At 71.5% G+C, this 26,319-nt stretch carries 27 protein-coding genes and 1 pseudogene; 5 read left to right on the top strand and 23 right to left on the bottom strand.

Annotated features, from left to right (window positions below):
- The 4 genes and pseudogenes from JWQ92_RS15705 to JWQ92_RS15690 form a co-directional block, all read right to left on the bottom strand.
- Window positions 1–719: pseudogene (locus tag JWQ92_RS15705) on the bottom strand (hypothetical protein); the annotation flags it as partial.
- Between the two features lie 82 nt (window positions 720–801).
- Window positions 802–1,590 (bottom strand): protein phosphatase 2C domain-containing protein, encoded by a 789-nt coding sequence (locus JWQ92_RS15700; protein WP_297345403.1) that lies wholly within the window; start codon window positions 1,588–1,590, stop codon window positions 802–804.
- 38 nt (window positions 1,591–1,628) lie between these two features.
- Complete coding sequence (locus JWQ92_RS15695; RefSeq protein WP_297345402.1) at window positions 1,629–2,588, bottom strand: FHA domain-containing protein; 960 nt, start codon at window positions 2,586–2,588, stop codon at window positions 1,629–1,631.
- Between the two features lie 99 nt (window positions 2,589–2,687).
- Window positions 2,688–4,118 carry an aminobutyraldehyde dehydrogenase gene (locus JWQ92_RS15690; protein WP_297345401.1) on the bottom strand — a complete coding sequence of 477 codons (1,431 nt, stop codon included), beginning with the start codon at window positions 4,116–4,118 and terminating at the stop codon, window positions 2,688–2,690.
- A gap of 116 nt (window positions 4,119–4,234) precedes the next feature.
- Here JWQ92_RS15690 and JWQ92_RS15685 point away from each other — a divergent pair, with 116 nt between their 5' ends.
- From JWQ92_RS15685 to JWQ92_RS15665, 5 genes are all read left to right on the top strand, one after another.
- Entirely contained in the window at window positions 4,235–4,714 is a 480-nt protein-coding gene (locus JWQ92_RS15685; protein WP_297345400.1) for an Lrp/AsnC family transcriptional regulator, read from the top strand.
- Window positions 4,715–4,738: 24 nt separating this feature from the next.
- A complete protein-coding gene (locus JWQ92_RS15680; protein WP_297345399.1) occupies window positions 4,739–6,154 on the top strand; it encodes an aspartate aminotransferase family protein in 1,416 nt (471 codons plus the stop codon).
- Window positions 6,139–7,479 (top strand): FAD-binding oxidoreductase, encoded by a 1,341-nt coding sequence (locus JWQ92_RS15675; RefSeq protein WP_297345398.1) that lies wholly within the window; start codon window positions 6,139–6,141, stop codon window positions 7,477–7,479. Before JWQ92_RS15680 ends, JWQ92_RS15675 begins: the two co-directional genes overlap by 16 nt.
- Window positions 7,480–7,590: 111 nt before the next feature.
- A complete protein-coding gene (locus tag JWQ92_RS15670; protein ID WP_297345397.1) occupies window positions 7,591–8,070 on the top strand; it encodes a TspO/MBR family protein in 480 nt (159 codons plus the stop codon).
- A gap of 127 nt (window positions 8,071–8,197) precedes the next feature.
- Entirely contained in the window at window positions 8,198–8,866 is a 669-nt protein-coding gene (locus JWQ92_RS15665; protein WP_297345404.1) for a DNA-3-methyladenine glycosylase I, read from the top strand.
- A 34-nt stretch (window positions 8,867–8,900) separates the two neighbouring features.
- Here JWQ92_RS15665 and JWQ92_RS15660 read toward each other — a convergent pair whose 3' ends face one another.
- The 19 genes from JWQ92_RS15660 to prmC form a co-directional block, all read right to left on the bottom strand.
- The gene (locus JWQ92_RS15660) at window positions 8,901–9,677 is read right to left on the bottom strand and encodes an ABC transporter ATP-binding protein (RefSeq protein ID WP_297345396.1); all 777 of its coding nucleotides are present in this window, start codon (window positions 9,675–9,677) and stop codon (window positions 8,901–8,903) included.
- Window positions 9,674–10,558 carry an ABC transporter ATP-binding protein gene (locus tag JWQ92_RS15655; RefSeq protein WP_297345395.1) on the bottom strand — a complete coding sequence of 295 codons (885 nt, stop codon included), beginning with the start codon at window positions 10,556–10,558 and terminating at the stop codon, window positions 9,674–9,676. Before JWQ92_RS15655 ends, JWQ92_RS15660 begins: the two co-directional genes overlap by 4 nt.
- Window positions 10,555–11,427, bottom strand: coding sequence for an ABC transporter permease (locus JWQ92_RS15650; RefSeq protein WP_297345394.1), 873 nt, complete (start codon window positions 11,425–11,427; stop codon window positions 10,555–10,557). Before JWQ92_RS15650 ends, JWQ92_RS15655 begins: the two co-directional genes overlap by 4 nt.
- Window positions 11,424–12,509: an ABC transporter permease gene (locus JWQ92_RS15645; protein ID WP_297345393.1), complete on the bottom strand. Its 1,086-nt coding sequence runs from the start codon at window positions 12,507–12,509 to the stop codon at window positions 11,424–11,426. Before JWQ92_RS15645 ends, JWQ92_RS15650 begins: the two co-directional genes overlap by 4 nt.
- Window positions 12,506–14,104, bottom strand: a complete 1,599-nt coding sequence (locus tag JWQ92_RS15640) for an ABC transporter substrate-binding protein (RefSeq protein ID WP_297345392.1) — start codon at window positions 14,102–14,104, stop codon at window positions 12,506–12,508. Before JWQ92_RS15640 ends, JWQ92_RS15645 begins: the two co-directional genes overlap by 4 nt.
- A gap of 84 nt (window positions 14,105–14,188) precedes the next feature.
- Window positions 14,189–15,277, bottom strand: coding sequence for a dipeptidase (locus JWQ92_RS15635; protein ID WP_297345391.1), 1,089 nt, complete (start codon window positions 15,275–15,277; stop codon window positions 14,189–14,191).
- A gap of 10 nt (window positions 15,278–15,287) precedes the next feature.
- Window positions 15,288–16,043, bottom strand: coding sequence for a YaaA family protein (locus tag JWQ92_RS15630; RefSeq protein ID WP_297345390.1), 756 nt, complete (start codon window positions 16,041–16,043; stop codon window positions 15,288–15,290).
- Between the two features lie 19 nt (window positions 16,044–16,062).
- Window positions 16,063–16,326 (bottom strand): F0F1 ATP synthase subunit epsilon, encoded by a 264-nt coding sequence (locus JWQ92_RS15625; protein ID WP_297345389.1) that lies wholly within the window; start codon window positions 16,324–16,326, stop codon window positions 16,063–16,065.
- Between the two features lie 3 nt (window positions 16,327–16,329).
- Window positions 16,330–17,793, bottom strand: a complete 1,464-nt coding sequence (gene atpD, locus JWQ92_RS15620) for a F0F1 ATP synthase subunit beta (protein WP_297345388.1) — start codon at window positions 17,791–17,793, stop codon at window positions 16,330–16,332.
- Window positions 17,794–17,818: 25 nt separating this feature from the next.
- Window positions 17,819–18,712 (bottom strand): F0F1 ATP synthase subunit gamma, encoded by an 894-nt coding sequence (locus JWQ92_RS15615; RefSeq protein ID WP_297345387.1) that lies wholly within the window; start codon window positions 18,710–18,712, stop codon window positions 17,819–17,821.
- A 6-nt stretch (window positions 18,713–18,718) separates the two neighbouring features.
- On the bottom strand, window positions 18,719–20,356 hold the full coding sequence (gene atpA, locus JWQ92_RS15610) for a F0F1 ATP synthase subunit alpha (RefSeq protein WP_297345386.1): 1,638 nt from the start codon (window positions 20,354–20,356) through the stop codon (window positions 18,719–18,721).
- Between the two features lie 35 nt (window positions 20,357–20,391).
- Window positions 20,392–21,207, bottom strand: coding sequence for a F0F1 ATP synthase subunit delta (locus tag JWQ92_RS15605; RefSeq protein WP_297345385.1), 816 nt, complete (start codon window positions 21,205–21,207; stop codon window positions 20,392–20,394).
- Window positions 21,207–21,770, bottom strand: a complete 564-nt coding sequence (locus tag JWQ92_RS15600) for a F0F1 ATP synthase subunit B (protein ID WP_297345384.1) — start codon at window positions 21,768–21,770, stop codon at window positions 21,207–21,209. The genes JWQ92_RS15605 and JWQ92_RS15600 overlap by 1 nt, the downstream gene beginning before the upstream one ends.
- Before the next feature lie 33 nt (window positions 21,771–21,803).
- Complete coding sequence (atpE, locus tag JWQ92_RS15595; RefSeq protein ID WP_297345383.1) at window positions 21,804–22,025, bottom strand: F0F1 ATP synthase subunit C; 222 nt, start codon at window positions 22,023–22,025, stop codon at window positions 21,804–21,806.
- 48 nt (window positions 22,026–22,073) lie between these two features.
- Window positions 22,074–22,868 (bottom strand): F0F1 ATP synthase subunit A, encoded by a 795-nt coding sequence (gene atpB / locus JWQ92_RS15590; protein WP_297345382.1) that lies wholly within the window; start codon window positions 22,866–22,868, stop codon window positions 22,074–22,076.
- 112 nt (window positions 22,869–22,980) lie between these two features.
- A complete protein-coding gene (locus JWQ92_RS15585) occupies window positions 22,981–23,421 on the bottom strand; it encodes a hypothetical protein (RefSeq protein ID WP_297345381.1) in 441 nt (146 codons plus the stop codon).
- Window positions 23,418–24,644: an MraY family glycosyltransferase gene (locus tag JWQ92_RS15580; RefSeq protein WP_297345380.1), complete on the bottom strand. Its 1,227-nt coding sequence runs from the start codon at window positions 24,642–24,644 to the stop codon at window positions 23,418–23,420. Before JWQ92_RS15580 ends, JWQ92_RS15585 begins: the two co-directional genes overlap by 4 nt.
- Window positions 24,641–25,393 carry an L-threonylcarbamoyladenylate synthase gene (locus JWQ92_RS15575; protein ID WP_297345379.1) on the bottom strand — a complete coding sequence of 251 codons (753 nt, stop codon included), beginning with the start codon at window positions 25,391–25,393 and terminating at the stop codon, window positions 24,641–24,643. Before JWQ92_RS15575 ends, JWQ92_RS15580 begins: the two co-directional genes overlap by 4 nt.
- Window positions 25,394–25,521: 128 nt before the next feature.
- Window positions 25,522–26,319, bottom strand: a 798-nt coding sequence (prmC, locus tag JWQ92_RS15570) for a peptide chain release factor N(5)-glutamine methyltransferase (RefSeq protein ID WP_297345378.1), incomplete at its 5' end; no start/stop codon positions are given.

The raw sequence follows: 26,319 nt of genomic DNA, 5'->3' as shown, positions 1-26,319 counted from the left end.
GCCGCCGCGGCCCTCGCGGTCAGCAGGGCCGGACGGAACCGGCGTCCCCGCAGCGTGCCGGGGCCGCCGACCACCACCGCGGTGCGCGCCCCGTCGAGCCGCACCTCCACCCCCGCAGAGGGCGCGGCCGCCGGGGACCGCATCGGATCCCCCGGTGCCGCGACCGCCGCGGCCGCTACGCGGACCGCCCTGGCGAAGGCCTCGACGAGCAGCGGCGGCCCCGACGCGCTGACGGCGGCAGTCGCCGGCAGGACCAGCGGCACCCTGCGCAGCACCGCGCTCGCCGCGACGAGCCGCCGCTCCCGGTCGTTCCCCGGCGTGCCCGCGACGAGCGGCTCGATCGGCCGGTCCTCGGTACCGATCACGAGCCCCTCCCCCGGACGGATGCGGCCGTCGAACGACTCGGGTCCGGGGGCGGCACGTCGCTCGACCCCCTCGAGCTGCGCCCGCCGCGCCTCCGCCGCCTGGGCGAGCGCCTCGAGCGCCGCGACGTGCCGCAGCCCGTCACGCCGCGCACGGTGCCGCACCTGCCGCCTCCCGTCGAGCACACCGGCGACGGCCACGACCGGTGTCAGCATCGCGAGCAGCAGCACGGTCGGCTCCCGCACGACGGCGAACAGCACGAGGGCGACGGCGAGCGGCGCCAGCGCGCCCACCAGTGGGAACGGCGGCGGCTCCGGCGGAGCGGGCGCGGCGGGCAGCTTCAGGGGCTCGGGCACGCGCCGATGCTGCACCGGTCGGCGGACCGGCTCGCGGCTCCGCCCGCCGGATCCGGAGGGCGGACGACCTGGGGAGGAGCGGTCAGCGCGTCTCGACGGCGAGCACGTCCACGAGCACGACCGTCACGTTGTCACGGCCGCCGGACTCGAGGGCGGCCTGCACCAGCGCGGACGCCGTGTCGGCGGCCGGTGCGCCTGCGGCCAGCAACGACTCGATCCGCTCGTCGTCGAGCTCCTTGCTGAGCCCGTCGGAGCAGGCGAGCAGCCGCAGCCCCGGCTCAACGGGCAGCATCCAGTAGTCGGGCATCGGCGGCTCGTTGAACCCGATCGCCCGGGTGATCACGTTGCTGTCGGGGTGGTTCTCGGCCTGGCGCCGGGTGATCGCGCCGGCGTCGACGAGCTCCTGCACGACCGAGTGGTCGACGGTGACCTGCTCGAACTCGCCCTCGAGGTAGCGGTAGACGCGGGAGTCCCCCACGTTGAACACGGCGAAGTAGGGGTCGTCGCCGGAGAGCGTGAGCGCCATGCCCGTGACGGTGGTGCCGGCACCGACGAGCGCCGTGCCGTCGAGCTGCGCGATGTCCCGCGAGGCCTGCGCGAGCGCGAGGCCGATCGCCGCAGGGGTGACGAAGCCGTCGGCGATCACGCCGCCGAGCCGGTTGACGACGGCCTCGCTCGCCAGATCACCGGCCGCGTGTCCGCCCATGCCGTCCGCGACGGCGAAGATCGGGGGCTCCGCGACGAAGCTGTCCTCGTTCACCTGGCGCCGGTGGCCGACGTCGGTGGCCGCGCCCCAGGCGAGCGTGATCGCCCCGCCGCTGTGCGGCAGGGGAAGCCGGGTGCCCGGGCTGCTCTGGCCGATGTGGGTCAACGACGACCTTCCGGGTCCGGCCCGACCGGGCCCTTGGATCAGCGGTACGCGAGGATCTCGATGACGTTGCCGTCACCGATGTCGATGAGCGTACCGGGTGCGACGGGAAGCGACTCACCCGACTCGAGGCGGCGGACGCCGGAACCGGGCTGGCGGACGACCGTACCGTTCGTCGATTGGAGGTCGGTGAGCACGAGCCCGTGCGGCGTCGGCCGCAGCTCGATGTGGGTGGCCGACACCTCGCGGCTCGGGCTGTCGACCCGGACGAGCCTCGGCAGCATCGGTCCGGTCACCCGCGGGCTGCGCGGCTGACGGCCGACGTACACGGGGGCGTCCACCCGCTCGGGCGCCCGGTCCCCCACCCGGAAGGCGGTCGCGGTCTCCGGTGTGGGCGCCGTGGGGGGAGGCTCGGTGCGGTGCCGGGTGAGGGATGCGGCACGACGACCGAGGTCGCCGAGCACATTGGTGTCGTACGCCGACTGCTCGACCGGTGCCGGCGGGGCGGGCGGGCGCGGCGGCGGCGGCGCGACGACGTCGCGCGCCCAGCCGAGCCAGGGCCCGAACACGACGCCGCCGTCGAGCGGCATGTCCGCCTCGGCCGGCCGGAGGTCGCCGGGCGACCGCTCGAGCGGCCCGAGCGCGAAGCGGTCGACCTCGTTGAGCTCGGCCACGTACCAGGGCATCGCGCCGCGGGCGTCCACCCGCCGCATGCGCCCGGCGACGGACACGTCGGCGCATCCGCCGCCGCGGACGACGAACACGGTGCTGCGCCCGATGCCCGCGATGGCGAAGGACTGGACCGCCTCCGTCCCCTTCGTCGGGACCGCGCCGACGAGCGCCTCGAGGCCGAGGGTCGGCTCGGCCGCGATGCGCCACAGGGTCGCCATCGTGTGCATGCCGGTGTCAGGCCCGAAGGCCGCGACGAAGCGGTCCGTGGCGAGCAGACGCCACTCCTCACCGGCGGGAAGCGGCTCCGGTGAGTAGAACGCGCTCGCCATGTGAGAAGGAGTCCCCCGATGCCATGGGCCGCATGCGCGGCGAACTGCCGAAGTCCGGATGCCCGGATGCGCCCCGGGCCGCGGTGGAACCGCCCGCGCTCAGGCGCCGATGAAGGACATCACGTGCTTGACGCGAGTGTAATCCTCGAAGCCGTACATCGAGAGGTCCTTGCCGTAGCCCGAGTGCTTGAAGCCGCCGTGGGGCATCTCGGCGACGAGGGGGATGTGGGTGTTGATCCACACGCAGCCGAAGTCGAGCCGCTTGGCGGCCCGCATCGCCTTGCCGTGGTCGCGGGTCCACACGGACGACGACAGGCCGTACTGCACGTCGTTCGCCCATTCGAGCGCCTGCTCCTCGGTCGAGAAGCGCTGCACGGTCTGCACCGGGCCGAAGATCTCGTTCTGCACGGCCTCGTCGGTCTGGGTGAGGCCCGACACGATCGTCGCGTCGTAGAAGTAGCCGCGGTCGCCGTGGCGGCTCCCGCCGAGCTCGACCGTCGCGTGGTCGGGCAGCCGGTCGAGGAAGCCGCCGACGCGGGCGAACTGGTCGGCGTTGTTGAGCGGTCCGAACAGCACGTCCTCGTCGGGCGCACCGGTCTTCGCGTGGTCGCGGGCGTACTCGGCGAGCGCCGCGACGAACTCGTCGTGGATGCCCTCCTGGACGAGCAGGCGGGTGGCGGCGGTGCAGTCCTGGCCGGCGTTGAAGTAGCCGGCGGTCACGATGCCCTCGACGGCGAGCTCGATGTCGGCGTCGTCGTAGACGATGACGGGCGCCTTGCCGCCGAGCTCGAGGTGCACGCGCTTCAGGTCGCTCGCCGCCGCCTTCGCCACCGCCATGCCGGCTCGCACGGATCCCGTGATCGACACCATCGCCGGGATCGGGTGGTCGATCATCGCCGCACCCGTGTCGCGGCCGCCGGTGATGACGTTGAGCACGCCGGGCGGCAGGAACTCGGCGGCGACCTCGGCGAGCAGCAGCGTCGACGACGGGGTCGTCTCGGACGGCTTCAGCACCTCGGTGTTGCCGGCGGCGATCGCGGGGGCGACCTTCCAGTTCGCCATGTTCAGCGGGTAGTTCCAGGGCGTCACCTGGCCGATCACGCCGACCGGCTCGCGGCGGATGATCGAGGTGTGGTCCTTCAAGTACTCACCGGCCGCGCGGCCCTCGAGCACGCGGGCGGCACCGGCGAAGAAGCGGATCTGGTCGACCGAGACCAGGATCTCGTCGGCGACGAGGCTCGCGAGGGGCTTGCCGGTGTCCTTCGACTCGAGGGCCGCGAACTCCTCGGCCCTGGCCTCCATCGCGTCGGCGATGCGGAACAGGGCGAGCTGCCGCTCGGAGGGGGTCGTCTCGCTCCAGACGCCGAACGCGTCGCGGGCGGCGCGGTAGGCGGCGTCGACCTGGTCCGGGCCCGAGTCGACCTCGGTGCCGTAGACGGCCTCGTCGACGGGAGAGACGAGCTCGAGGGTCGGAGCGTCTGCGGCGACGTGCCGGCCGGCGATGAAGTTGTCGAGGGTGGAGAGCGCCATGGCCTCAACCTACGCCAGGAGCGGTTCCCCCGGAACGACTGATTCCGCAGGTCCGAGGACACGGATCCGACGGAATCGGTTGTCATGGAGACCGCGCGCCTGGCAGACTCGCCTCCGTGCCACCTCGCGGGCGGGAGAAGCCGGGACCGGTCGCGCTCGACGACGTGTCGAAGGCGATCGTCGAGCAGCTGCAGCAGGACGGTCGTCGTTCGTACGCCGACATCGGCAAGCACGTCGGCCTCTCCGAAGCGGCCGTGCGCCAGCGGGTGCAGCGGCTCACCGAGACCGGCGTCATGCAGATCGTCGCCGTCACCGACCCGATGCAGCTCGGGTTCTACCGCCAGGCGATGATCGGCATCCGCGTCTCCGGCGACGTGCGCCAGATCTCGGACCGCCTCGCGGCCCTGCCGTCCGTCGACTACGTCGTGCTGACCGCCGGCACGTTCGATCTGCTCGTCGAGGTGGTCTGCGAGAACGACGACGACCTCATCGAGCTCCTGAACGCCGAGATCCGCACCCTCCCCGGCGTCGTGTCGACCGACACGTTCGTCTACCTGAAGCTCCGCAAGCAATTCTACAATTGGGGCACCCGCTAGGGCTCCCCCCGAAGGGGAAACACCATGACCGTCACCGACCAGCTGGTCCCGGGGAGCGCGCCGCTCGACGACGAGGGTGCAGCGCTGCGGAAGAGCGCAGCCGACCATCTCTGGCTCCACTTCTCACGCCAGAGCGTCCTCGAGCAGCACGGCGTCCCGATCATCGTGCGCGGTGAGGGCCACCACATCTTCGACGACCGCGGCAAGCGGTACATCGACGGGCTCTCCGGACTGTTCGTCGTGAACGCCGGGCACGGGCGCCGGCGGCTCGCGGAGGCGGCCGCGAAGCAGGCGACCGAGCTCGCGTTCTTCCCGCTGTGGTCCTACGCGCATCCGTCGGCCATCAAGCTCGCCGAGCGGCTCGCGACCGAGGCGCCCGGCGCCCTGAACCACGTCTTCTTCTGCACGGGCGGCGGCGAGGCGGTCGAGACCGCGTTCAAGCTCGCGAAGCACTACTTCAAGGTCGTCGGCAAGCCGATGAAGCACAAGGTGATCTCGCGCGCCGTGGCCTACCACGGCACGCCGCACGGCGCGCTCGCGCTGACGGGCATCCCGGCGATGAAGCAGATGTTCGAGCCGCTCGCCCCCGGCGGCTTCCGGGTGCCGAACACGAACATCTACCGCGCCGAGGAGATGAACGCGCCCACGGATCCGGTCGAGTTCGGCCGCTGGGCCGCCGACCGGATCGAGGAGCAGATCCTCTTCGAGGGTCCCGAGACCGTCGCCGCGGTGTTCCTCGAGCCCGTGCAGAACGCCGGCGGGTGCTTCCCGCCTCCTCCCGGCTACTTCCAGCGGGTTCGGCAGATCTGCGACAAGTACGACGTGCTGCTCGTCTCCGACGAGGTCATCTGCGCGTTCGGGCGCATCGGCAACACGTTCGCCTGCGACACCTACGGCTACGAGCCCGACATGATCACCTGCGCGAAGGCGATGACGAGCGGGTACTCCCCCATCGGAGCGACGATCGTCTCCGACCGGATCTACGAGCCCTTCTCGACCGGATCCGCCTCCTTCCCCCACGGGTACACCTTCGGCGGCCACCCGGTGTCGGCCGCCGTCGCGCTCGAGAACCTCAACATCTTCGAGGAGGAGGGGCTGAACGCGCGCGTCCGTGAGAACTCGCCGAAGTTCCGGGCGTCGCTCGAGCGGCTGCTCGACCTCCCGATCGTCGGCGACGTCCGCGGCGACGGCTACTTCTTCGGGATCGAGCTCGTGAAGGACAAGGCGACGAAGGAGTCGTTCGACGACGACGAGTCGGAGCGGTTGCTCCGCGGCTACCTGTCGACGGCGCTGTTCGACGCCGGCCTCTACTGCCGCGCCGACGACCGCGGCGACCCTGTGATCCAGCTCGCCCCGCCGCTCACCATCGGCGAACGCGAGTTCGACGAGATCGAGAGCATCCTGCGCGGGGTGCTCACGGAGGCGTGGGCCCGCCTGTGACGCCGGGGCGGCCGCTCTGGCTCGATGACATCGAGCGGAGGGACCGCCCACCGCTGCCCGGCGACACGCGCGCCGATGTCTGCATCGTCGGCGCCGGGTTCACCGGGCTGTGGGCCGCCCTCGGCGTGCTCGAGCGCGAGCCGGACGCGACCGTGGTCGTCGTCGAGCAGGCGTTCGCGGGCTTCGGGGCCTCGGGCCGCAACGGCGGCTGGTGCTCCGCCCTCTTCCCGGTGTCGGGCGCCGAGCTCGTCCGACGGCACGGCCGCGACGCGGCGATCCGGATGCGCACGGCGCTCCACGACACCGTCGACGAGGTGGGCCGCGCCGGAGCGGAGCTCGGCATCGACTTCGACTACGTGAAGGGCGGTACGCACTCGCTCGTGCGGTCGGCGACGGCGCGGCTCGGTGCGGAGGCGGAGCTGGAGGACGCCGTCGCCCTCGGGCTGCCCGCGCCGGAGTGGCGCGAGCGTGCGGGGCTCGGCGCGACCCTGTTCGATCCGCAGTGCGCCCGGATCTCGCCCGGCAAGCTCGTCGGCGGGCTCGCCCTCGCCGCCGAGGACCGCGGGGTGCGGATCCATGAGGGCACCCGGGTGCTCCACGTGCACCCGCACGAGGTGCTGACCGATCACGGGGTCGTCCGGGCCGACCGGGTGGTCGTCGCGGCCGAGGCGTGGGCCGCCCGCCTCCCCGGCTTCCGGCGGCGCGTGCTGCCGCTCTACTCGCTGATGATCGCCACCGAGCCGCTGGCGGAGTCGACGTGGGCCTCGATCGGGCTCGAGCACGGCGAGACCGTCACCGACTTCCGGCACCTGCTCGTCTACGGGCAGCGCACCGCCGACGACCGGCTCGCCTTCGGCGGCCGCGGGGCCCGCTACCACCTCGGCAGCACGATCAAGCCGGAATGGGACGTCTCCACGCGCGTCTTCGCGCACCTGGAGCGCGCGCTCGGCGAGCTGTTCCCGGCCGCGGCCGCAGCCCGGATCACCCATCGCTGGGGCGGTCCGATCGGGGTGCCCCGGAACTGGCATCCGGCGGTCGTACCGCTGCGGGGCGGCATCGTCTGGGCGGGGGGCTACGTGGGTGACGGCGTGGCGGCCGCGAACCTCGCGGGACGGACCGTCGCGGACCTCGTCACCGATCGCCGCACCCCGCTCACGGTGCTGCCGTGGGTCGGTCACGTCCCGCCGAGATGGGAGCCGGAGCCGCTGCGCGTGCTGGGCGTGAACGCGGTCGTCGCGGCGAGCGGCGTGGCCGACGCCGAGGAGCGGCTCACGGGGGCGCCGTCGCGCGTCGCCGGCGCGCTGTCGCGTCTCGGACTCCGGTAGCCCCGGGACGCTCGTAGGCTGGCGGCGGCGAACGGAGCACCCCTGTCCTACACCACGTCGGATCGCAAGACCGTCGCGCGACGACCGCGGATCGATGCGGCGAGCATCGGCATGCTCGTCGCCTTCCTCGCGATCGCCTACGCCGTCGCGGCGTTCGGGGCGGCCACGACGATCGGGGCGGTGAACGGCTGGTACGCACGATCGCTCCACGTCCTGTGGACACCGCCGAATGCGGCGTTCGGACCCGTGTGGACGGTGCTCTACACCCTGATCGCCGTATCCGGCTGGCTGGTATGGCTTCGCCGGAGGCAGCGCCGAGCGTCCGTCGCCCTTCCTCTGTTCGTCGTCCAGCTGGTGCTCAACAGCCTCTGGACCCCGATCTTCTTCGGCGGATACGCGCTGATCGGATCGGCGGCCCTCTGGATCGCACTCATCGTGATCCTCGCCCTCGATCTCACCGTCGCTGCGACGATCGCCGCGTTCTGGCCCGTCTCGCGGGTCGCCGCGGTGCTGCTCGTGCCGTACCTGGTGTGGATCCTCTACGCGAGCACGCTGAACTGGGGCGACGCCGCCCTCAACGCCCTCGGGTGATCCGCTCCTCCCCAGGCCGCGCAGGACGCCTCCGCGCTCCCGGGTCGTCGCGGCCCGCCCCCGTGGCGGCGCAGCCGGTCCTAGCCTCCGGCGCGTGCTTCCCGATCCTGCGAACGGCCCCTTCCCGATGACCGCCACGACCGGCCCCGACGGCATCGCCCGCTGCCCGTGGGCGGTACCCGGGGAGTACGCCCGCTACCACGACGAGGAGTGGGGCGTGCCGCTGCACGGCGACACCGCCCTCTTCGAGAAGCTCTCGCTCGAGGGCTTCCAGTCCGGTCTCTCCTGGATCGTGGTGCTGCGCAAGCGGCCCGCGTTCCGCGCGGCCTTCGCCGGCTTCGACCCGGAGCGGGTCGCTGCGTTCGGCGAGGACGACGTGGAGCGGATGCTCGCCGACGCGGGCATCGTGCGCAACCGGCAGAAGATCGAGGCCGTCGTCGCGAACGCCCGCGCAGTGGTCGCGCTCCGGGAGCGGGGCGGCGACGGCGCGCTCGACCGGCTGATCTGGTCCCATGCGCCGCAGCCGCGGGACGACCGCGATCGCCCCACCGGCATGGGGGACGTGCCCGCCTCGACACCCGAGTCGGTGGCGCTGGTGAAGGCGCTGAAGCGCGAGGGGCTGCGGTTCGTCGGGCCTGTGACGGTCTACGCGCTCATGCAGTCCGCGGGCCTCGTCGACGACCACGTGATCGGCTGCTGGCGCGCGCTGGAGCCAGGAGCGAAGGTCGTCTCCGACCGTCGCCGCGACGCCGGCGCCGAGGGGCCGTCTCGGCCGTCGGAACCCGTCGCCGGCTGACCCCGGCGTGCGCGGGTGGCGTCGACGATCGTGCTCAGCCCGGCAGGCGGCCGAGGCCGTCCGCGATCGGGATGGCCGCGAGCAGGCGTCGCGTGTACGGGTGCTGCGGAGCGGACCAGACCCGGTCGGTCGGCCCCTCCTCCACGATCCGGCCGGACTGCATGACTGCGATCCGGTCGGCGATCACCCGGACGACGGACAGGTCGTGGCTGATGAACAGCAGCGAGGCGCCCTGCTCGAGGGCGACGTCGCGCATGAGCGAGGCGATCCGCGCCTGCAGGCTCGCGTCGAGCGACGCGATCGGCTCGTCGCCGATGAGCACCTCGGGCGCCGCGGCCATCGCCCGAGCGATGGCGATCCGCTGCCGCTGACCGCCCGAGAACTCGTACGGGTAGCGGCTCGCGACGGCCGGTTCGAGGCCGACCTGCTCGAGGAGCCGGGCGACCGGCATCGCCTCGCGACCCGCGACGGCACGGGCGTCCTCGATCTGCGCGCCGACCCGCCGCCTCGGGTTCAGGGACGCGTAGGGGTTCTGGAACACCATCTGGATCCGCCGCTGCCGCGCCTCGCGGGGCCGCAGGCCCAGCCTCTTGACCGGTTCGCCGTCGAAGCGGATGGCACCGGACTCCAGCGGCTCGAGGCCGCACACCGCCCGCGCGAGCGTCGACTTGCCGCAGCCGCTCTCCCCCACCAGGCCGAGCACCTCCCCGGCGCCCAGGGTGAGACTCACGTGGTCGACGGCCGTCAACGTGCGGCGGCCGGGCTGCCGGTAGGTGACCGTCGCCTCGTCGATCTCGAGCCGGTCGGTCATCGCGCCTCCCCCTCGTCGTCGGCGCCGGCCGACGAGCCCTCCCCATCGGCGCCGGCCCCAGGGGCGGGGCTCCGCTCGTCCACGCCGGCCCCAGGGGCCGGCGTATGCGGCAGGGCGGCGATGAGCTCCTTCGCGTAGGCGGTCCGGGGCTCACGGATGACCTGGTAGCGGCTGCCGTGCTCCACCACCGTGCCGGACCGCATGACGGCGACGGTGTCCGCGACGGCCGACATGACCCCGAGGTCGTGGGTGACGAGCAGCACGGCGAGCCCGAGGTCGTCCGTGAGCTCGCGCAGCAGCCGCAGGATCCCCGCCTGCACGGTCACGTCGAGCGCGGTGGTCGGCTCGTCCGCGATGAGCACCGCCGGTTCGCAGGCGATCGCGATGGCGATGGCGATGCGCTGCAGCTGGCCGCCCGAGAACTGGTGAGGGTAGCGCCGGACCGCGGCCTCCGGATCCGGCACCTTCACCCGCTCGAGCAGCTCGATGGCCCGGTCCCGTGCCGCGTGCCTGTCGAGGTGCAGGTGGTGGCGCAGGTGGTCGGTGAGCTGGCTGCCGATCGACAGCATCGGCTGCAGGCTCGCGGTGGGGTCCTGGAACACCATGGCGATCCGTCGGCCCCGCAACCGGTTGATCGCACGGGGCGACAGGTCGAGCAGGTTCGGCACGCCGGCCGCGCCGTCGTCGAACGCGATGGTGCCGGAGACGCGCGAGCCCGCGGGCTGCAACCCGATGACCGCGAGCCCCGTCATCGTCTTGCCGGAGCCCGATTCCCCCGCGAGGCCGGTGATGACGCCGCCCGGCGCGTCGAGGCTGATGCCCCGAAGCACCTCGGAGCGCCCGATCGTGAGACGCAGCTCCTCGATCCGCAGCCCGCTCATACCGTCGTCCCCTGGACGGCGCCCGCGGTGCGCGGGTCGAGCGCGTCGCGGAGTGCGTCGCCGAGGAAGTTGAACCCGACCACGACGGAGAAGATCGCGAGGCCCGGGAAGGTGGCCAGCCACCAGCTGGAGAACTGCTGCACCCCGTCGCCCACCATGGAGCCCCACTCGGCGGTCGGCGGCACGGCGCCGAGCCCGAGGAACGACAGGCCGGAGAGCAGGAGGATCTGGTTGCCGAAGTCGAGCGTCGCGAGCACGAGCATGGGCGAGGCCACGTTCGGCAGCACGTCCCGGCGCAGCGAGGTGAAGGGGCCCGACCCGAGCAGCCGGCCCGCGATCACGTACTCCTGGCCGCGCGCACCTAGCACGAGCGCGCGCATCACACGGGCGTAGTTCGGCCAGTTCACGAACGTGAGGGCGATGACGGCGTTGGTGAGGCTCGGCCCGAGAGCGGCCGCCACGACCATGGCGAGGATGATCGTCGGGAACGCGAACACGAGGTCCGCGATGCGCATGATGACCTCGTCGACGATGCCGCCGATGTAGCCGGCCACCGCGCCGAGCACGCTGCCGATGACGAGCGAGGCGAGCACCAGCACGACGGCGAGCGGCAGCGAGACCTGCGAGCCCCACAGGGTGCGGGACAGCACGTCGCGACCGAGCTCATCGGTCCCGAGCAGATGCCCCGCGCTCGGGGAGGCGAGCACGGCCGAGGACTGGTGCAGCGGATCCTGCAGCGGCAGCACCGGCGCGAGCAGGGCGATCAGCACCCAGATCACGATGACGGCCGCGCCGACGATCGCGAGGGGACGGCGCCAGGCCGCCGGGAGGCGCATCCGGCGGCGGGGAGGGGCGACGGCGACGGTCATCCGACACGCACTCTCGGGTCGACGACGCCGTAGATGACATCGATGACGAAGTTCGTGGCGATGTAGACGACGCCGACGATGAGGCCGACCCCGAGCACGGCGGGCAGGTCGAGCGCGGTCGCGGCCCGGAAGGCGTATTGGCCGATCCCGCCCCACGCGAACACCTGCTCGGTGAGCACCGTGCCGGACAGGAGCGAGCCGAACGCGAGGCCGACGATCGTCAGGATGGGCAGCAGCGCGCCGCGCAGCACGTAGCGGAACACGACCTGGCCGCCGGGCAGCCCCTTCGCCCGGGCCGCGCGGACGTAGTCCTGGCTGAGCACGTCGAGGATCGCGGAGCGGGCGAACCGCACGAGCAGGCCGACCGTGTAGAGGGTGAGCACGAGACCGGGCAGCACCAGGTGCGAGAGCGCGTCGAAGAACACCGCGGGCTGGCCGGCGAGCAGCGCGTCCACGGTGAAGAGGCCGGTGACCGTGGGCGGTGGTGTGTCGGCCGGATCCAGCCGCCCGGAGCCGGGTGCCCAGTGCAGCACGAAGAAGAAGAGGAAGTAGACCGCGACCGCGAGCCAGAAGGTCGGCACCGAGATGCCGAGCAGGGACACGACGCGGATGATCTGGTCGGGCAGCCGGTTGTGGCGGAGCGCGGCGATCAGGCCGAGGCCGAGGCCGATGATCACGGACAGCACGATCACGAAGAGCGCGAGCTCGACCGTCGCGGGGAACGCGGCGGCGAGGTCCTGGGTCACCGCGTCGTGGGTCTGGATCGACGTGCCGAGGTTCCCCTGCAGCAGGTGGCCGAGGTAGATCGCGTACTGCACGGGCAGGGGCTTGTCGAGGCCCTGCGCCGCCTTGAACGCGGCGACGATCTTCGGATCCGATGAGGCCCGCTCGCCGAGTGCCGCCGTGACGGGGCTGGCCGGCACGAGGTTGGTGAGCACGAAGGTGACGATCGTGACGCCGACGAGCAGCAGCAGCGAGACGACGAGCCGGATCGCGATGTAGCGGACGAGGGGACTCGAGAGGCGGCCGCCCGGGCGTGAGGCCCGGGCGGCCGTCTCCGCGCGCTCGTCGAGCTGCGTCACTTGATGGCGGCCAGATCCACCGTCCACACGGCGTTCGGCTTCACGTCGGTGACGGAGGACGCGGTCACGAAGTAGCGGGCCGGCTGCAGCAGCGGCACGAACGGGCCGTTCTGGTTCGCCGCACGCTGCCACGCCTCGTAGGCCGCGGCACGGCCGGTGCCCGTCGAGGCCTCGGCGGCCTGCTTCGCCTTCGTCACCTCGGGCGACATGGACGCCGCCCACCCGGCGCGGAGGCCGAGGGCCTCACCCGGGCTGAAGGTCGTGTAGTCCGAGGGGTCCGGGAAGTCGGGGCCCCAGTACATGATCCCGGCCTGCAGCTTGCCGGCGCGGTAGGCGTCGAGCAGGGTGGAGATCGGTGTGCCGGCGAGCTTGACCTTGACGCCGACGGCCTCGAGCTGTGACTGCACCTTCTGGGCGAGCGTCGAGAACTCGACGCCGGACAGCGTGGCGTCCGTCGGGTAGGACAGGGTCACGGTCTGGCCCTTGTAGCCCGCCTTCGTGAGCGCGGCCTTCGCCGCCGACGCGTCGTAGGTGTTCGTCGCATCCGGCTTGATGGAGCCGAGGAACTGCGACGGCACCATGCCGCCCGGCTGGCTGGAGCCGGTGCCGGCGACCGCGAGGATGTCCTGGTAGTTCAGGCCCTTGCGCACGGCGGTGACGAAGGCGGCGTTGTTCGTGACGCCCTTGCCGTAGGTCGGGTTCTGGTTCAGCCAGAGGTAGCCGACGTCGGGCGAGGTGCTCTTCAGCACCTTGAGGCTCGAGCCGATGCCCTGCACCTGCTGCGCGTTCAGTCCGGTCGCGATCTGCGCCTGGTTGCCCTGCACGTCGATCTTCTGTGAGGGGCCGGTCACGTTCTGCAGCACGACCCGGCCGTACGTGGGCTTGCTGCCGACGTAGTGCGGGTTCGGGCCGAAGACGACCTTGGTGGTGGCGCTGTACGAGGTGAGCGCGTAGGGGCCGGAGCCGGCCGAGTGGCCGTTGAGGTACTGCTCCGCCCCGTCGGACTTGGTCGTCGTGCCGCCGTGCTTGGTCAGCACCTTGGAGTCGAGCACGCCGAGTGACGGGTTCGGCAGGATGAACGGGAGCGCCGGGTTCGGGTTGGTGTCCGTGATCGTCATCGTCGTCGACGAGGTCTTCGCGATGTCGAGGTTCTTGCCGGTCGACTGATCGGTCAGCAGGAACGACGGGTTGCCGGCGATCGCCTGCACCCGCTTGTAGGACCAGACGATGTCGTCGATCGTGACCGGGTTGCCCGACGAGAACGCGTGCTTGCCGTTCAGCGTCAGGGTCAGCACCTTGTTGTCCGAGGACTCCTTGAAGGTGGCGAGCTGCGGCAGCGGCTTGGTCGTGTCGTCGCCCTGGAACGTCAGCGCGGTCTCGTAGATCGCCTTGTCGACGATGGAGCCGGTGAGCTCGAAGGCACGAGCGGGATCGGACGTCTTCAGGTCGAAGGTGTTGTCGACGACCAGGGTCTTGGTGGGGCCGCCGCTGGAGCTGTTCGACGAACCACCCCCGGCGGAGCAGCCGGCGAGCACCAGCGCGGCGGCGAGAGCCGTTGCGCCGAGCGCGGCGGGACGGACGGGTACGCGGGACATGCGTCTCCTCTAGGACAGGTGCAGGAACAGCCAGGCTAGGCGTGCGGGCGTTTCACCCGCGTTTCATGACGGGGCGCGTCGAGGTCAGCGCGGGAGCGCGGTCGGCGTGCGGGCGCCCGCGAACCGGGCGTCGGTCGCGCGCAGCACGCGGAGGACGTTGCCGCCCGCGAGCGCCGCGAGGTCGGCGGCGCTCCAGCCGCGGCGCGCGAGCTCGGCGAGCAGGTCCGGATAGCAATCGACACCGGAGAGGCCCTCGGGGAACTCGTCGGTGCCGTCGAAGTCCCCACCGAGTCCGATGTGCCGCACGCCGGCGGTCTCGCGGGCGTGCTCGATGTGGTCGGCGACGCGGGACATCGGTACGACGGGCGGCGCATCCAGGCGGTCGCCGTCGAACCAGTGCCGGTACTCGTGGTCGACGAACTGCGGCACGAACGCGATCATGATCACGCCGCCGTTGCCCGCGAGCCGCACGAGCACGTCGTCGGGCACGTTCCGCGGATGGTCGGTGAGGGCCCTGCAGCTGCTGTGGCTGAAGATCACGGGCGAGTCGGTGATGTCGAGCGCCGCGTGCATCGTCTCGGGCGAGACGTGCGAGAGATCGACGAGCACGCCGAGCCGGTTGAGCTCGCGCACCATCTCGCGGCCCCGCTCGGAGAGACCGCCGTGGCGCCGCTCGTCCGTCGCCGAGTCGGCCCACGCCGAGTTCCGGTTGTGCGTGAGCGTGAGGTAGCGGACGCCGAGGGCCGCGAGCATCCGCAGCACCGCGGGCGAGTCGTCGAGGCTGTGCGCGCCCTCCGCGCCGAGGAACGAGGCCACTCGGCCGGTGGCGCGGGCCGTCTCGACGTCGGCGGCGGAGCGGGCGAGCAGGAAGTCCTCGGGGTAGGCCTCGGCGACGCGGTGCACCCAGTCGATCTGCTCGAGCGTCTGCGCCACGTGGTCGGAGCCGCGGGACTCGTCCTCGACGAAGACGCTCCAGAACTGCCCGCCGACCCGACCGCGGCGCAGCCGGAGCACGTCCGTGTCGCCCGCGAGCGGACCCTCCAGGCCCTCGACCGTGCCGCCGCGGGTCAGCCGCGTCTCCCAGGCCCAGTCGTTGTGACCGTCGATGATCGGAGCGAGTTCGAGAGCCCGCTCCACCGCCTCGAGGGCGCGCGTCTCCGAGATCCTCGCCACGGTCCACAGGCTATCCGTGCGCAGCCGTGGGCTCCGTCGCCGGGACGATCAGCGCCACGTCGGCGGTGCCCCGCGGCTCGAGCCGGAGCCCTGCGGCCGGCGCCCAGGCGAGCAGGTCGTCACGCGACCGGATCTCGGGGCCCTCGAGTGCGAGCCGGCGGGCGAGATCCCCCTTCGCGTGCTTGTTGCAATGGTTGAGCGCCCGGCCCGAGGTCGCGTCCTCGACGAGCAGCACGGCGCTCCCCGCGGGTGCGGGGCCGAGCGCGGCGTAGGCGGCGGAACGGGCGTCGAGCACCCAGTCGCGCTCACGGGCGAGCGCGCGGCGGAGGGGCTCCGACCAGTGCCGCTTCAACGGCAGCCCCGGTAGGGCGGACCCACCGGACAGGCGGTACGCGGGGATGGGATCGTGCGGCGCGACGAGGCCGAGGAGCGCGGATGCGATGAGCAGGTGGCCGTCGAGCCAGGCCCGCGCCGAGTCGGGCAGGGTCCCGGCGTCGAGCGCCTCGTAGACGACGCCGGTGTAGCGCTCCACCGCGGGCAGCACCGGCGCCCGCCGCAGGTGGGCGTTCCGGTCGATCTCGCCCACCTGCTTCGGGCCGAGATGCAGCACCCGCGCGGCCTCGCCCGGGTCGCGGGCGAGCGTCACGAGCGCCTCGAGCACCGCGGAGCGGGCCGGGTTCAGCGCGGGACGGCTGAGCCGGCCGAGCGCGAAACGACCGCTGCCGCCGTCCGACTTCGACTCGGACGGCGGCAGCAGCAGCTTCACGAACGGGTGCCCGTCGCGGTCACCGGACCAGTTCGACGGAGCGCGCCGCGATGGTCACGACATCGTTCTGCAGGGAGATGAACCCGTCGTCGGCCTTGGCCGTGACCCGGCCGCCGTCGCTGGTGTGGATGCGCACCTCGCCGGCGGCGAGGATGCCGAGCACGGGCGTGTGGCCCGCGAGCAGGCCGATCTCGCCGATCTGGGTGCGGGCGACGACCATGTTGGCGCGCCCCGCCCAGACCTGCTCGTCCGCCGAGACGACGGTGACCTCGAGGTCGGCCATGGTCTAGCGGTTCTCCTTCTGGATCTGCGCCCACTTCTCCTCGACGTCCGAGATGGAGCCGACGTTGAAGAACGCCTGCTCCGCCACGTCGTCGAACTCGCCCTTGACGATCGCGTCGAACGATTCCACGGTCTCCTTCAGCGGGACCGTCGAGCCCTCGACACCGGTGAACTTCGTCGCCATGTAGGTGTTCTGCGAGAGGAACTGCTGGATCCGGCGCGCACGCGACACGGTGATCTTGTCCTCCTCGGAGAGCTCGTCGACGCCGAGGATCGCGATGATCTCCTGCAGCTCCTTGTTCTTCTGGAGGATCTGCTTCACGTTCGTCGCCACCCGGTAGTGGTCCTCGCCCAGGTACCGCGGGTCGAGGATGCGGGAGGTCGACGCCAGCGGGTCCACCGCCGGGTAGAGGCCGCGGGAGGCGATCTCGCGGGACAGCTCGGTCGTCGCGTCGAGGTGGGCGAACGTCGTCGCCGGAGCCGGGTCGGTGTAGTCGTCCGCGGGCACGTAGATCGCCTGCAGCGAGGTGATCGAGTGGCCGCGGGTCGAGGTGATCCGCTCCTGCAGGACGCCCATCTCGTCGGCGAGGTTCGGCTGGTAGCCCACCGCGGAGGGCATGCGGCCGAGCAGCGTGGAGACCTCGGAGCCCGCCTGCGTGAACCGGAAGATGTTGTCGATGAAGAGCAGCACGTCCTGGTTCTGCACGTCGCGGAAGTACTCCGCCATCGTCAGCGCCGAGAGGGCGACCCGGAGGCGCGTCCCGGGCGGCTCGTCCATCTGGCCGAAGACGAGGGCCGTCTTGTCGAAGACGCCCGCCTCCTCCATCTCGCCGATGAGGTCGTTGCCCTCACGGGTGCGCTCGCCGACGCCCGCGAACACCGACACGCCGCCGTGGTTCGCCGCGACGCGGTAGATCATCTCCTGGATGAGCACGGTCTTGCCGACGCCGGCGCCGCCGAACAGGCCGATCTTGCCGCCCTGCACGTAGGGGGTGAGCAGGTCGATGACCTTGATGCCCGTCTCGAAGAGCTGGGTCTTCGACTCGAGCTGGTCGAAGGCCGGCGGCTTGCGGTGGATCGGCCAGCGTTCGGTGATCTCGAGCTTCTCGCCCTCCTTGAGGTTCAGCACGTCGCCGATCACGTTGAACACGTGGCCCTTGGTGACGTCGCCGACCGGGACGGAGATCGCGGATCCGGTGTCCTGCACCTCCTGCCCTCGGACCATGCCGTCCGTGGGCTTGAGGGCGATCGCGCGCACGAGGTCGTCGCCGAGGTGCTGAGCGACCTCGAGCGTGATCTCGTTCGACTCGTCGCCGATCGTGATCGTGGTCTTCAGCGCGTTGTAGATCTCGGGGATGGAGTCGTGCGGGAACTCGATGTCCACGACCGGGCCGGTGACTCGTGCCACCCGACCGACGCCGACCTCCCCGGAGTGCCGGTGGGTCTCCACGGCGACTGCTGAGCTCATGGCTTTTCGCCTTTCCTGTTCTGCCTCAGCCGGCGAGCGCGTCCGCGCCACCGACGATCTCGGCGATCTGCTGGGTGATCTCCTGCTGCCGCGCGTTGTTCGCGAGGCGCGTGTACTCCCGGATGAGGGTGTCGGCGTTGTCGCTCGCCGCCTTCATGGCCCGCTGCGTCGCGGCGTGCTTGCTGGCCGCGGACTCGAGCATCGCCGAGTAGATGCGGGACTCGATGTAGACCGGCAGCAGCGCGTCGAGGACCTCGCCCGCGTCGGGCTCGAACTCGTAGAGCGGCAGCGCGGCGTGCTCGCCGGGCTGCTCGACGCCCTCGACGACCTCGAGCGGCAGCAGGCGCAGCATCTCGGGCGTCTGGGTGAGCATGCTCACGAACCGGCTGTAGACGATGTGGATCTCGTCCACGCCGCCCTCGTCGGTGTCCTGGATGAAGTGCTCGACGACGGTCTCCGCGATCTCCCGCGCCGTCTCCACCTCGGGCTTGTCGGTGCCGCCCACCCACTCGCGCACGAAGTCCCGCCGCCGGAACCGGTAGTAGCCGACCGCCTTTCGCCCGACGAGGTAGGACACGACCTCCTTGCCCTCGCGGTGCAGCAACTCGGCGAGCTCCTCGCTCTTGCGCAGCACGTTCGAGTTGAAGGCGCCGGCGAGACCGCGGTCGGACGTGAACACCACGATCGCGGCGCGGCGCGGGTTCTCCTTCTCCCGCGTCAGCACGTGGTCCACGTTGGTGTACGTGGCGACCGCCGATACCGCGCGCGTCACCGCTCGGGCGTAGGGCAGGCTCGCCGCGACGCGCTGCTGCGCCTTCGCGATCCGGGACGCCGAGATCAGCTCCATCGCGCGGGTGATCTTCTTCGTCGTCTGCGCGGAGCGGATGCGCGCCCGGTACTCCCGGACCTGTGCTGGCACGAGGGCCTACCTCGGGTTCTTCTGGATCCGGGCCTGCTCCACGTCGTCGCGGTCGGCGGCCTCGAAGGACTCCTTGCCGACCGAGTCGAGCGGCTTGCCCTCACCGGTCGTGAACTGCTTCTTGAACTCGTCGACCGCGTCGTCCAGTGCCGCGACGGTGTCGTCGTCGAGCACGTTGCTCTCGCGGAGCGTGGTGAGGATCTCCGTGTTGTGCTTCAGGTAGTCGAGAAGCTCGCGCTCGAACCGCAGCACGTCCTCGACCGGCACCTCGTCGAGCTTGCCGTTGATGCCGGCCCAGATCGAGACGACCTGATCCTCGACCGGGTACGGCGAGTACTGCGGCTGGCGCAGCAGCTCGGTGAGGCGGGCGCCGCGGGCGAGCTGGCGCCGGCTGGCGGCATCGAGGTCGGACGCGAACATCGCGAACGCCTCGAGCGACCGGTACTGCGCGAGGTCGAGCTTCAGGGTGCCGGAGACCTTCTTGATGCTCTTCACCTGCGCGTCGCCGCCCACGCGGGACACCGAGATGCCCACGTCGACCGCGGGACGCTGGTTCGCGTTGAACAGGTCGGACTGCAGGAAGATCTGGCCGTCGGTGATCGAGATCACGTTGGTCGGGATGTAGGCCGACACGTCGTTCGCCTGCGTCTCGATGAGCGGCAGGCCCGTCATCGATCCGGCCCCGAGCTCGTCGGACAGCTTCGCGCAGCGCTCGAGCAGGCGGGAGTGCAGGTAGAAGACGTCGCCGGGGTACGCCTCGCGCCCGGGTGGGCGGCGCAGCAGCAGCGAGACGGCGCGGTAGGCGGCTGCCTGCTTGGACAGGTCGTCGAACACGATCAGCACGTGCTGGCCCTGGTACATCCAGTGCTGGCCGATGGCCGAGCCGGTGTACGGGGCGAGGTACTTGAAACCGGCCGGGTCGGACGCGGGGGCCGCGACGATCGTCGTGTACTCCATCGCGCCGGCATCCTCGAGGGCACCGCGGACGGAGGCGATCGTGGAGCCCTTCTGGCCGATCGCCACGTAGATGCAGCGCACCTGCTTCTTCGGGTCGCCCGACGCCCAGTTGTCGCGCTGGTTGATGATCGCGTCGATGGCGATGGCGGTCTTGCCGGTCTGCCGGTCGCCGATGATCAGCTGACGCTGCCCGCGGCCGATCGGGATCATCGCGTCGATCGCCTTGATGCCGGTCTGGAGCGGCTCGTGCACGCTCTGGCGCATCATCACCCCGGGCGCCTGCAGCTCGAGGGCGCGGACACCGTCGGTCGCGATGTCGCCGCGGCCGTCGAGCGGGTTGCCGAGCGGATCCACCACGCGGCCGAGGTAGCCGTCACCGACGGGCACGGAGAGCACCTCGCCCGTGCGGCGGACCTCCATGCCCTCCTCGATGCCCTCGAAGTCGCCGAGCACGATGACGCCGATCTCGTTCTCCTCGAGGTTGAGGGCGAGGCCGGAGGTGCCGTCGGAGAAGGTGACGAGCTCGTTCGCCATCACGTTGGGGAGGCCCTCGACGTGGGCGATGCCGTCCGCCGCGTCGATCACCGTGCCGACCTCGGTCGCCGTGGTCTTACCGGGGTCGTAGGAGGCGACGAAGTCGGCGAGCGCGCTCCGGATGTCGTCGGGGCTGATGCTGAGATCGGTCATCGGTGAGGATTCCTAACTTCGGAAGCAGGGAGGCGTCAGCCCGCGAGACGGAGGCGCAGGTCGTCGAGCCGGGTGCGGACCGTGCCGTCGATCACGTCGTCGCCGATCGTGATCCGGATCCCCCCGATCAGTGCCGGTTCGAGCACCTGGTTCACCACGATTTTACGCCCGTAGGCGGCGGCGAGGCGCTCCTCCAGAGCGGACACCTGGGCGTCCGTCAGCGGCTGCGCGGTGTTCGCGACGGCGACGAGCCGGTCGCGCGCCTGCGCGATGCGCCGCTCGGCGTCCTGGAGCGCCTCGATGATGCGGCGGCCTCGGGGCAGCTGCACGAGGTGCTGGGCGATGATGCGCGTCGGCTCGGCGGCGTTCGCGAGGAGGCGGTCGACGAGCGCGACCCGCGACGCGACGGGAGCCGAGGTGTTCGTGAGCGCGAGCTCGACCTCCGGGGTGCTCTTCACGGCGCGCTCGAGCGCGAACAGCTCGCCGTCGAGGTCGACGTCGTCGGCCGTGATCGCGAGCGCCCGGAGCCCGAGCTGCTCGAGCGCCGCGATGAAGTCGGCGGCCTCGGACCAGCGGGAGGCGGCCATCGACTCGAGCACCTGGACGGTGCGCTTGTCGTAGGTGCCGCCGAAGACCCGCTGCACGAGCGCGACCTTCTGCTTCCCGGCGACGCCGACGTCCGCCAGGACGCCGGTGAGCTGCGGAGACGATGCGATGGCGCGGGCCGCGGCGAGGAGCTCGGCGCCGACCGCGTCGGATCCCGCACGCCGCCGGCCGAGGAGGCCGGGCTTCAGCAGGTCCTCGAGCGTGCGGACGGCCGCCTCGGTGGACTCCCGGGTCGCGGCGCCCATCAGCGGGACGCGCCGGGGGACGTCGCGCCCGGCGCCTGGTCCAGGTCGAGCTCGGCGAGGAAGCGGTCGACGAGCGCGGTGGCGTTCTTGTCGTCCGCGAGGTGCTCCCCGATCACGCCGGACGCGAGATCGATCGCGAGCGAGCCGACCTCGGCACGGAGCGACTGCACGGCGCTCGCGCGCTCGGCCTCGATCTGCGCCCGAGCCTGGGCGGTCACCCGGTCGGCCTCGGTCTGCGCCTGCTCGCGGAGCTCCGCGATGATGCGCTTGCCGTCCTCACGAGCCTGGTCACGGATGCGGCCGGCCTCGGTCCGTGCCTCGGCGAGCTGCTCCTGGTACTGCTTCAGGACGCGCTCGGCCTCCTCACGGGCGTGCTTGGCCTCGTCGATCCGGCCCTCGATGGCCTTGCTGCGGTCGTCGAGCAGCTGGTTGAGGCGTGGCAGCACCTTCCAGATGAAGAGCACCAGGATCACGACGAACGCGAACGTGCCCCAGACCAGGTCGGGAACGCTGGGGATCAGCAGGTTGCCCTGCTCGGCCGCGGCGACGATGTGGGTGTGCAATGTTCGACTCCTCCCCTTTCCTCGTGACCGGTCCTACGGCGACGGGAAGGGGATGAAGCCGATCGCGATCGCGATGAAGCAGAGGGCCTCGGTGAGCGCGATGCCCAGGAACATCAGCGAGGTGAGGCGGCCCTGCAGCTCGGGCTGGCGGGCGACGGACTCGATCGTCTTGCCGACGATGATGCCGACGCCGATACCGGAGCCGATAGCGGCGATGCCGAAGCCCAAGGCGGCGAGATAGCCGACGATATGCATTCAGGGGTTCCTTTCGGTGTGGTCAGTGGGGCCTGCGGCGGCAGGCGGTCAGTGCTCTTCCGCCACCGCGAGCTGGATGTAGATCGCGGTGAGGAAGGCGAACACGTACGCCTGCAGGGCGGCGACGAAGATCTCGAACCCGAGATAGAGGACGCCGAACGCGACGGTGCCCACGCCGATCAGCCCGAAGAGGTTCCCCGACGGGAGCAGCGTGAAGAGGAAGAAGGACGACGCGGCGTAGACCAGGGCGAGCAGCAGGTGCCCGGAGACCATGTTCATGAGCAGTCGCATCGTGAGCGTGATGGGGCGGACGATGAACGTCGAGAGGATCTCGAGCGGCGTCAGCAGGAAGTAGAGGGGCCACGGCACGCCGGGCAGGAAGAGGGCGTTCTTCAGATACGTCCAGCCGAGCTTCTTGAAGCCGGCGTAGATGAAGAGCGCCCAGGCGATGATCGCGAGCACGAGGGGCAGGCCGATCACGGCGCTTCCCGCGATCTGCAGGCCGGGGATCGCCCCCGTGATGTTCATCCCGAACGTGAGGAAGAACATCGTCATGATCACCGGCATGAAGCGGCGGCCGTCCTGCTCGCCCAGGGTCTCGATCGCGATGTTGTTGCGCACGAAGCCGAGCAGGAACTCGGTGATCACCTGACCTCGGCCAGGGACGAGCTGCATGCGGCGGGTGCCGAGCCAGAGCCAGAGCACGAGCAGCGCGACGACGAGCAGGCGGATCAGCATGATCCGGTTCAGGGCGAACGGCGTGCCCTGGAAGAGCACCGCCGCAGGGAAGAAGTCCTGGATCGTCGGTGGCTCGAACCCGCTCGCGGCAGCGGCGGCTGGCACTAGGTGGGGAATCAGCAGTGTCTCCGAACCGATGGTGCGCGGGCGCGCGACAGGTGAACTCTTGCGGCGACCACCCTATCAATCCGCCCCTGTACGCGGCGAACCGGGACGGTCAGGACTCGGCGCTGCCGACCGGGATCCGGGCCCTCGCCACGACCACGACGTCGAGCACGAGGAACGCCAGCACGGCGGTCACCAGGGCCAGGAAGAGGACCATCGGCTGCACCCACGGCTGCCTGCCGAGCAGGACCATCGCCCCGATGAACAGCACGACCTTGGCGAACCAGCTGCCGAGCACGACGACGAGGGCCGGCACCGGGTTCACGGTCGTGATCATCCGCCCGGAGACGAGCAGCCCGGCGATCGTGAGGCCGAGGAAGGCGAACGCGAAGGCCGCACCGACGAGACCGGATGCGAGGCCGCCGGCGCCCGCGACGAGCAGTCCGACGACCCCCGCGACGACGCCGATCGCGACGCTCACGACCACGCCGCCGATGAGGGCACGACGCAGCACGGTGCGGCTCGTGTCGAAGGAGGCCGGTGCGACGGTCATGCGTGCCTCCCCTGCACCGGGGTGGTGTTCGTGGCCTTGTCGAGCGGATCGAGCACGGCGATCTCCGTCGTGGTGGTGGCCACCGGTTCGCGCTGCACCTCGTACTCGCGGCGCTTGCGGTGGCTGAGGGGGGCGAGCGTGGCGGCCGCGCAGAGCAGCAGGCCGCCGCCCATGAAGATCCAGGCGAGCCAGTAGGGGCGCGCGACGAAGAACAGCAGGGAGCCGACGGAGATGACCGCCGTCCACGCGTAGAAGATCAAGGTCGCGTGGAAGCGGGTGTGCCCCATGTCGAGCAGCCGGTGGTGGAGGTGCTTCCGGTCCGCGCTGAAGGGGCTCTTGCCGGCCGCCAGGCGTCGCACGACGGCGAGGCTGAAGTCGAGCATCGGCACGATCAGGATCGCGAACGGCAGCAGCAGGGGCAGGAACGCGGGCGCGAACGCCGCCCGGTTGCCCGGGAAGAGCTGGGCCGGGTCGATCGAGCCGGTCACGCTGATCGCGGACACCGACATGAGCAGCCCGACCAGCAGGGCGCCGGCGTCGCCCATGAACAGCTTCGCGGGATGCCAGTTCAGCGGCAGGAAGCCGAGGCAGGCGCCGAGCACGATCGCCGAGATCAGCGACGCGAGGTTGAAGTAGTTCGTCTGGTCGACGAGCCGGATCAGCATGTAGCTGTAGAGGTAGAAGGTCCCGTTCGCGATGACCCCGACCCCCGCCACGAGGCCGTCGAGCCCGTCGATGAAGTTCAGCATGTTCATCACGGCGACCACGATGAAGAGGGTGAGGGCGAGGGACGCCCACGTGGATCCGACGAAGATGCCGAAGACGCCGCCGACGGGCAGCGAATCGATCTGCAGTCCCCCGAGCCACGCGAGCAGGCCCGCGGCGAGCACCTGGCCGATCAGCTTCGTGGACCAGTCGAGGTCGAAGAAGTCGTCGAGCACGCCGATGACCACGATGAGCGTCGCGGCGAGCAGCACCGCGACGATCTGCTTCTGGTTCGCGAAGACGATGTGGAAGAACGGGATCTGCGAGGCGAGCAGCAGCGCGGCGAGCACGCCGCAGAACATGGCGATGCCGCCGAGGCGCGGGGTCGGCGTCGTGTGGACGTCGCGCTCGCGGATCTTCGGATAGAGCTTGTACTTCACCCCCACCCGCCACATGACGAGCGACATGAGGAAGGTGACCACCGCCGCGCAGAGCGCGACGAGGAGGGTGACGATCACGGTGCGGCGGCCTGGTCCGACGGCTGCGGCGCATCGGGGGTCTCGGCGAGGACCTCGTCGGGCTCGTCGGGGTTCTCGGGCGCGGCCTCCGGCAGATCGAACGCTTCGGCGGCGACCGCTCTGAGGTCCTCCTCGGAGATGACGCCGAGGCGGACGATGCGCAGGGGGCCGGTGCCGTCGGCGAGGGCGGTGGCGTCGACGATGGTGGACGGCACCGCGCCCGGCGTGGACCCGTTGTCGAGGTAGACGTCGACCACGTCGCCGAGCTGCTCGACCGCGTCGGGGGCGGTCGTCGCCGGCGGCTGCCCGGTGAGGTTGGCGGAGCTGACCGCGAGCGGACCGGTCTCGGCGAGCAGCTCGAGGGCGATGCGGTCGTCGGGCATCCGCAGCGCGACGGTGCCGTTGGTGTCGCCGAGGTCCCAGGCGAGGGTCGCCCTGGCGGGGAGGATCACGGTGAGCCCGCCGGGCCAGAACCGCTCGACGAGCGCGGTGACCGCCTCCGGCACGGTCTCGGCGAGCGCGTCGAGGGTGCCGCGGGTGGGCACGAGCACGGGCGGCGGCGCATCCGGGCCGCGGCCCTTCGCCATCAGCAGCCGGCGCACCGCCATGGGCTGGAACGCGTCGGCCGCGATGCCGTAGACGGTGTCCGTGGGCATGACGACGAGATCGCCGCGGGAGATCGCGGCGCGGGCTTCACGCATGCCCGGAAGCAACGAGACCGGGTCGGCGCAGTCGACCACCGTCGCCATGCCGTCATGGTACCGGGCGCGCCTCCGGCCTCCGCTCCCCCACACGACGGTTGCCACTTTCTGCGGTCGTCGCCCGCTCATGACCGCAGAAAATGGCAACAGTCGGAGACGGACCGCCGGACGAGGGGTCAGCGGCGGCGGGCCGTCGTCGCTCGGTCGCGGTCGGTGAGGTCGCGGTGGGTGGCCGCGTCGCGCCAGTGGGTCGCCGGCAGGAGCGCGCGCACCTCCGCGCCCTGGTGCTCGCCGTGCTCGACGACGAGGAGGCCGCCCCGCTTCAGGAGCCGTGTCGCGGTCGCGACGACCGCGCGCATCGGGTCGAGCCCGTCGGAGCCGCCGAAGAGCGCGTCCGCCGGGTCGTGGAGCCGCACCTCCGGGTCCCGCGGGATCATCCCGTCCGGGATGTAAGGCGGGTTCGAGATCACGACGTCCACGCGGCCGTCGAGGTCCGGCACGGCGTCGGCGAGGTCCCCTCCGACGATCCGGGCGTTCGGCAGGGCCAGGCCGGCGGCGTTCCGCTCCGCCCAGGCGAGCGCGGCCGGGTTGCGCTCGACCCCGGTGACGGTCGCGGCGGGCACCTCGGCGGCGACTGCCAGGGCGATCGCGCCGCTGCCCGTGGCGAGGTCGACGACGACGGGCGACTGCATGCCGCGCGCGGCATCGATCGCGAGCTGGGCGACGACCTCGGTCTCCGGTCGGGGCACGAAGACGCCGGGGCCGACCGCGAGGTCGATCGTCCGGAAGCCGGCCCGGCCGGTAAGGTGCTGCAGCGGTTCGCGCTCGGCCCGGCGTTCGACGAGGCGGGCGAACCGGGCGAGCACATCAGGGTCCACGTCGCCGCCGGCGACCGCGAGCGCCTGCACCCGGCCCCGGCTCGCGCCGAGCTCGTGCGCGAGCAGGGTCTCGGCGTCGGCCCGCGCCGACTCGAC

It is taken from the genome of Amnibacterium sp. (genome assembly GCF_025463795.1).
GTDB lineage: Bacteria > Actinomycetota > Actinomycetes > Actinomycetales > Microbacteriaceae > Amnibacterium.
Note: the sequence above shows the minus strand (reverse complement) of the source record. Positions and strands in the feature narration are given on the sequence as shown.

Bases quoted from the DNA above. Each gene is read 5' to 3' on its own strand.
- JWQ92_RS15695 (WP_297345402.1), bottom strand. From the start codon at position 2,588: ATGGCGAGCGCGTTCTACTCACCGGAGCCGCTTCCCGCCGGTGAGGAG.
- JWQ92_RS15690 (WP_297345401.1), bottom strand. From the start codon at position 4,118: ATGGCGCTCTCCACCCTCGACAACTTCATCGCCGGCCGGCACGTCGCC.
- JWQ92_RS15680 (WP_297345399.1), top strand. From the start codon at position 4,739: ATGACCGTCACCGACCAGCTGGTCCCGGGGAGCGCGCCGCTCGACGAC.
- JWQ92_RS15670 (WP_297345397.1), top strand. From the start codon at position 7,591: ATGCTCGTCGCCTTCCTCGCGATCGCCTACGCCGTCGCGGCGTTCGGG.
- JWQ92_RS15665 (WP_297345404.1), top strand. From the start codon at position 8,198: ATGACCGCCACGACCGGCCCCGACGGCATCGCCCGCTGCCCGTGGGCG.
- JWQ92_RS15660 (WP_297345396.1), bottom strand. From the start codon at position 9,677: ATGACCGACCGGCTCGAGATCGACGAGGCGACGGTCACCTACCGGCAG.
- JWQ92_RS15655 (WP_297345395.1), bottom strand. From the start codon at position 10,558: ATGAGCGGGCTGCGGATCGAGGAGCTGCGTCTCACGATCGGGCGCTCC.
- JWQ92_RS15650 (WP_297345394.1), bottom strand. From the start codon at position 11,427: ATGACCGTCGCCGTCGCCCCTCCCCGCCGCCGGATGCGCCTCCCGGCG.
- JWQ92_RS15640 (WP_297345392.1), bottom strand. From the start codon at position 14,104: ATGTCCCGCGTACCCGTCCGTCCCGCCGCGCTCGGCGCAACGGCTCTC.
- JWQ92_RS15625 (WP_297345389.1), bottom strand. From the start codon at position 16,326: ATGGCCGACCTCGAGGTCACCGTCGTCTCGGCGGACGAGCAGGTCTGG.
- atpD (WP_297345388.1), bottom strand. From the start codon at position 17,793: ATGAGCTCAGCAGTCGCCGTGGAGACCCACCGGCACTCCGGGGAGGTC.
- atpA (WP_297345386.1), bottom strand. From the start codon at position 20,356: ATGACCGATCTCAGCATCAGCCCCGACGACATCCGGAGCGCGCTCGCC.
- JWQ92_RS15605 (WP_297345385.1), bottom strand. From the start codon at position 21,207: ATGGGCGCCGCGACCCGGGAGTCCACCGAGGCGGCCGTCCGCACGCTC.
- atpE (WP_297345383.1), bottom strand. From the start codon at position 22,025: ATGCATATCGTCGGCTATCTCGCCGCCTTGGGCTTCGGCATCGCCGCT.
- JWQ92_RS15585 (WP_297345381.1), bottom strand. From the start codon at position 23,421: ATGACCGTCGCACCGGCCTCCTTCGACACGAGCCGCACCGTGCTGCGT.
- JWQ92_RS15575 (WP_297345379.1), bottom strand. From the start codon at position 25,393: ATGGCGACGGTGGTCGACTGCGCCGACCCGGTCTCGTTGCTTCCGGGC.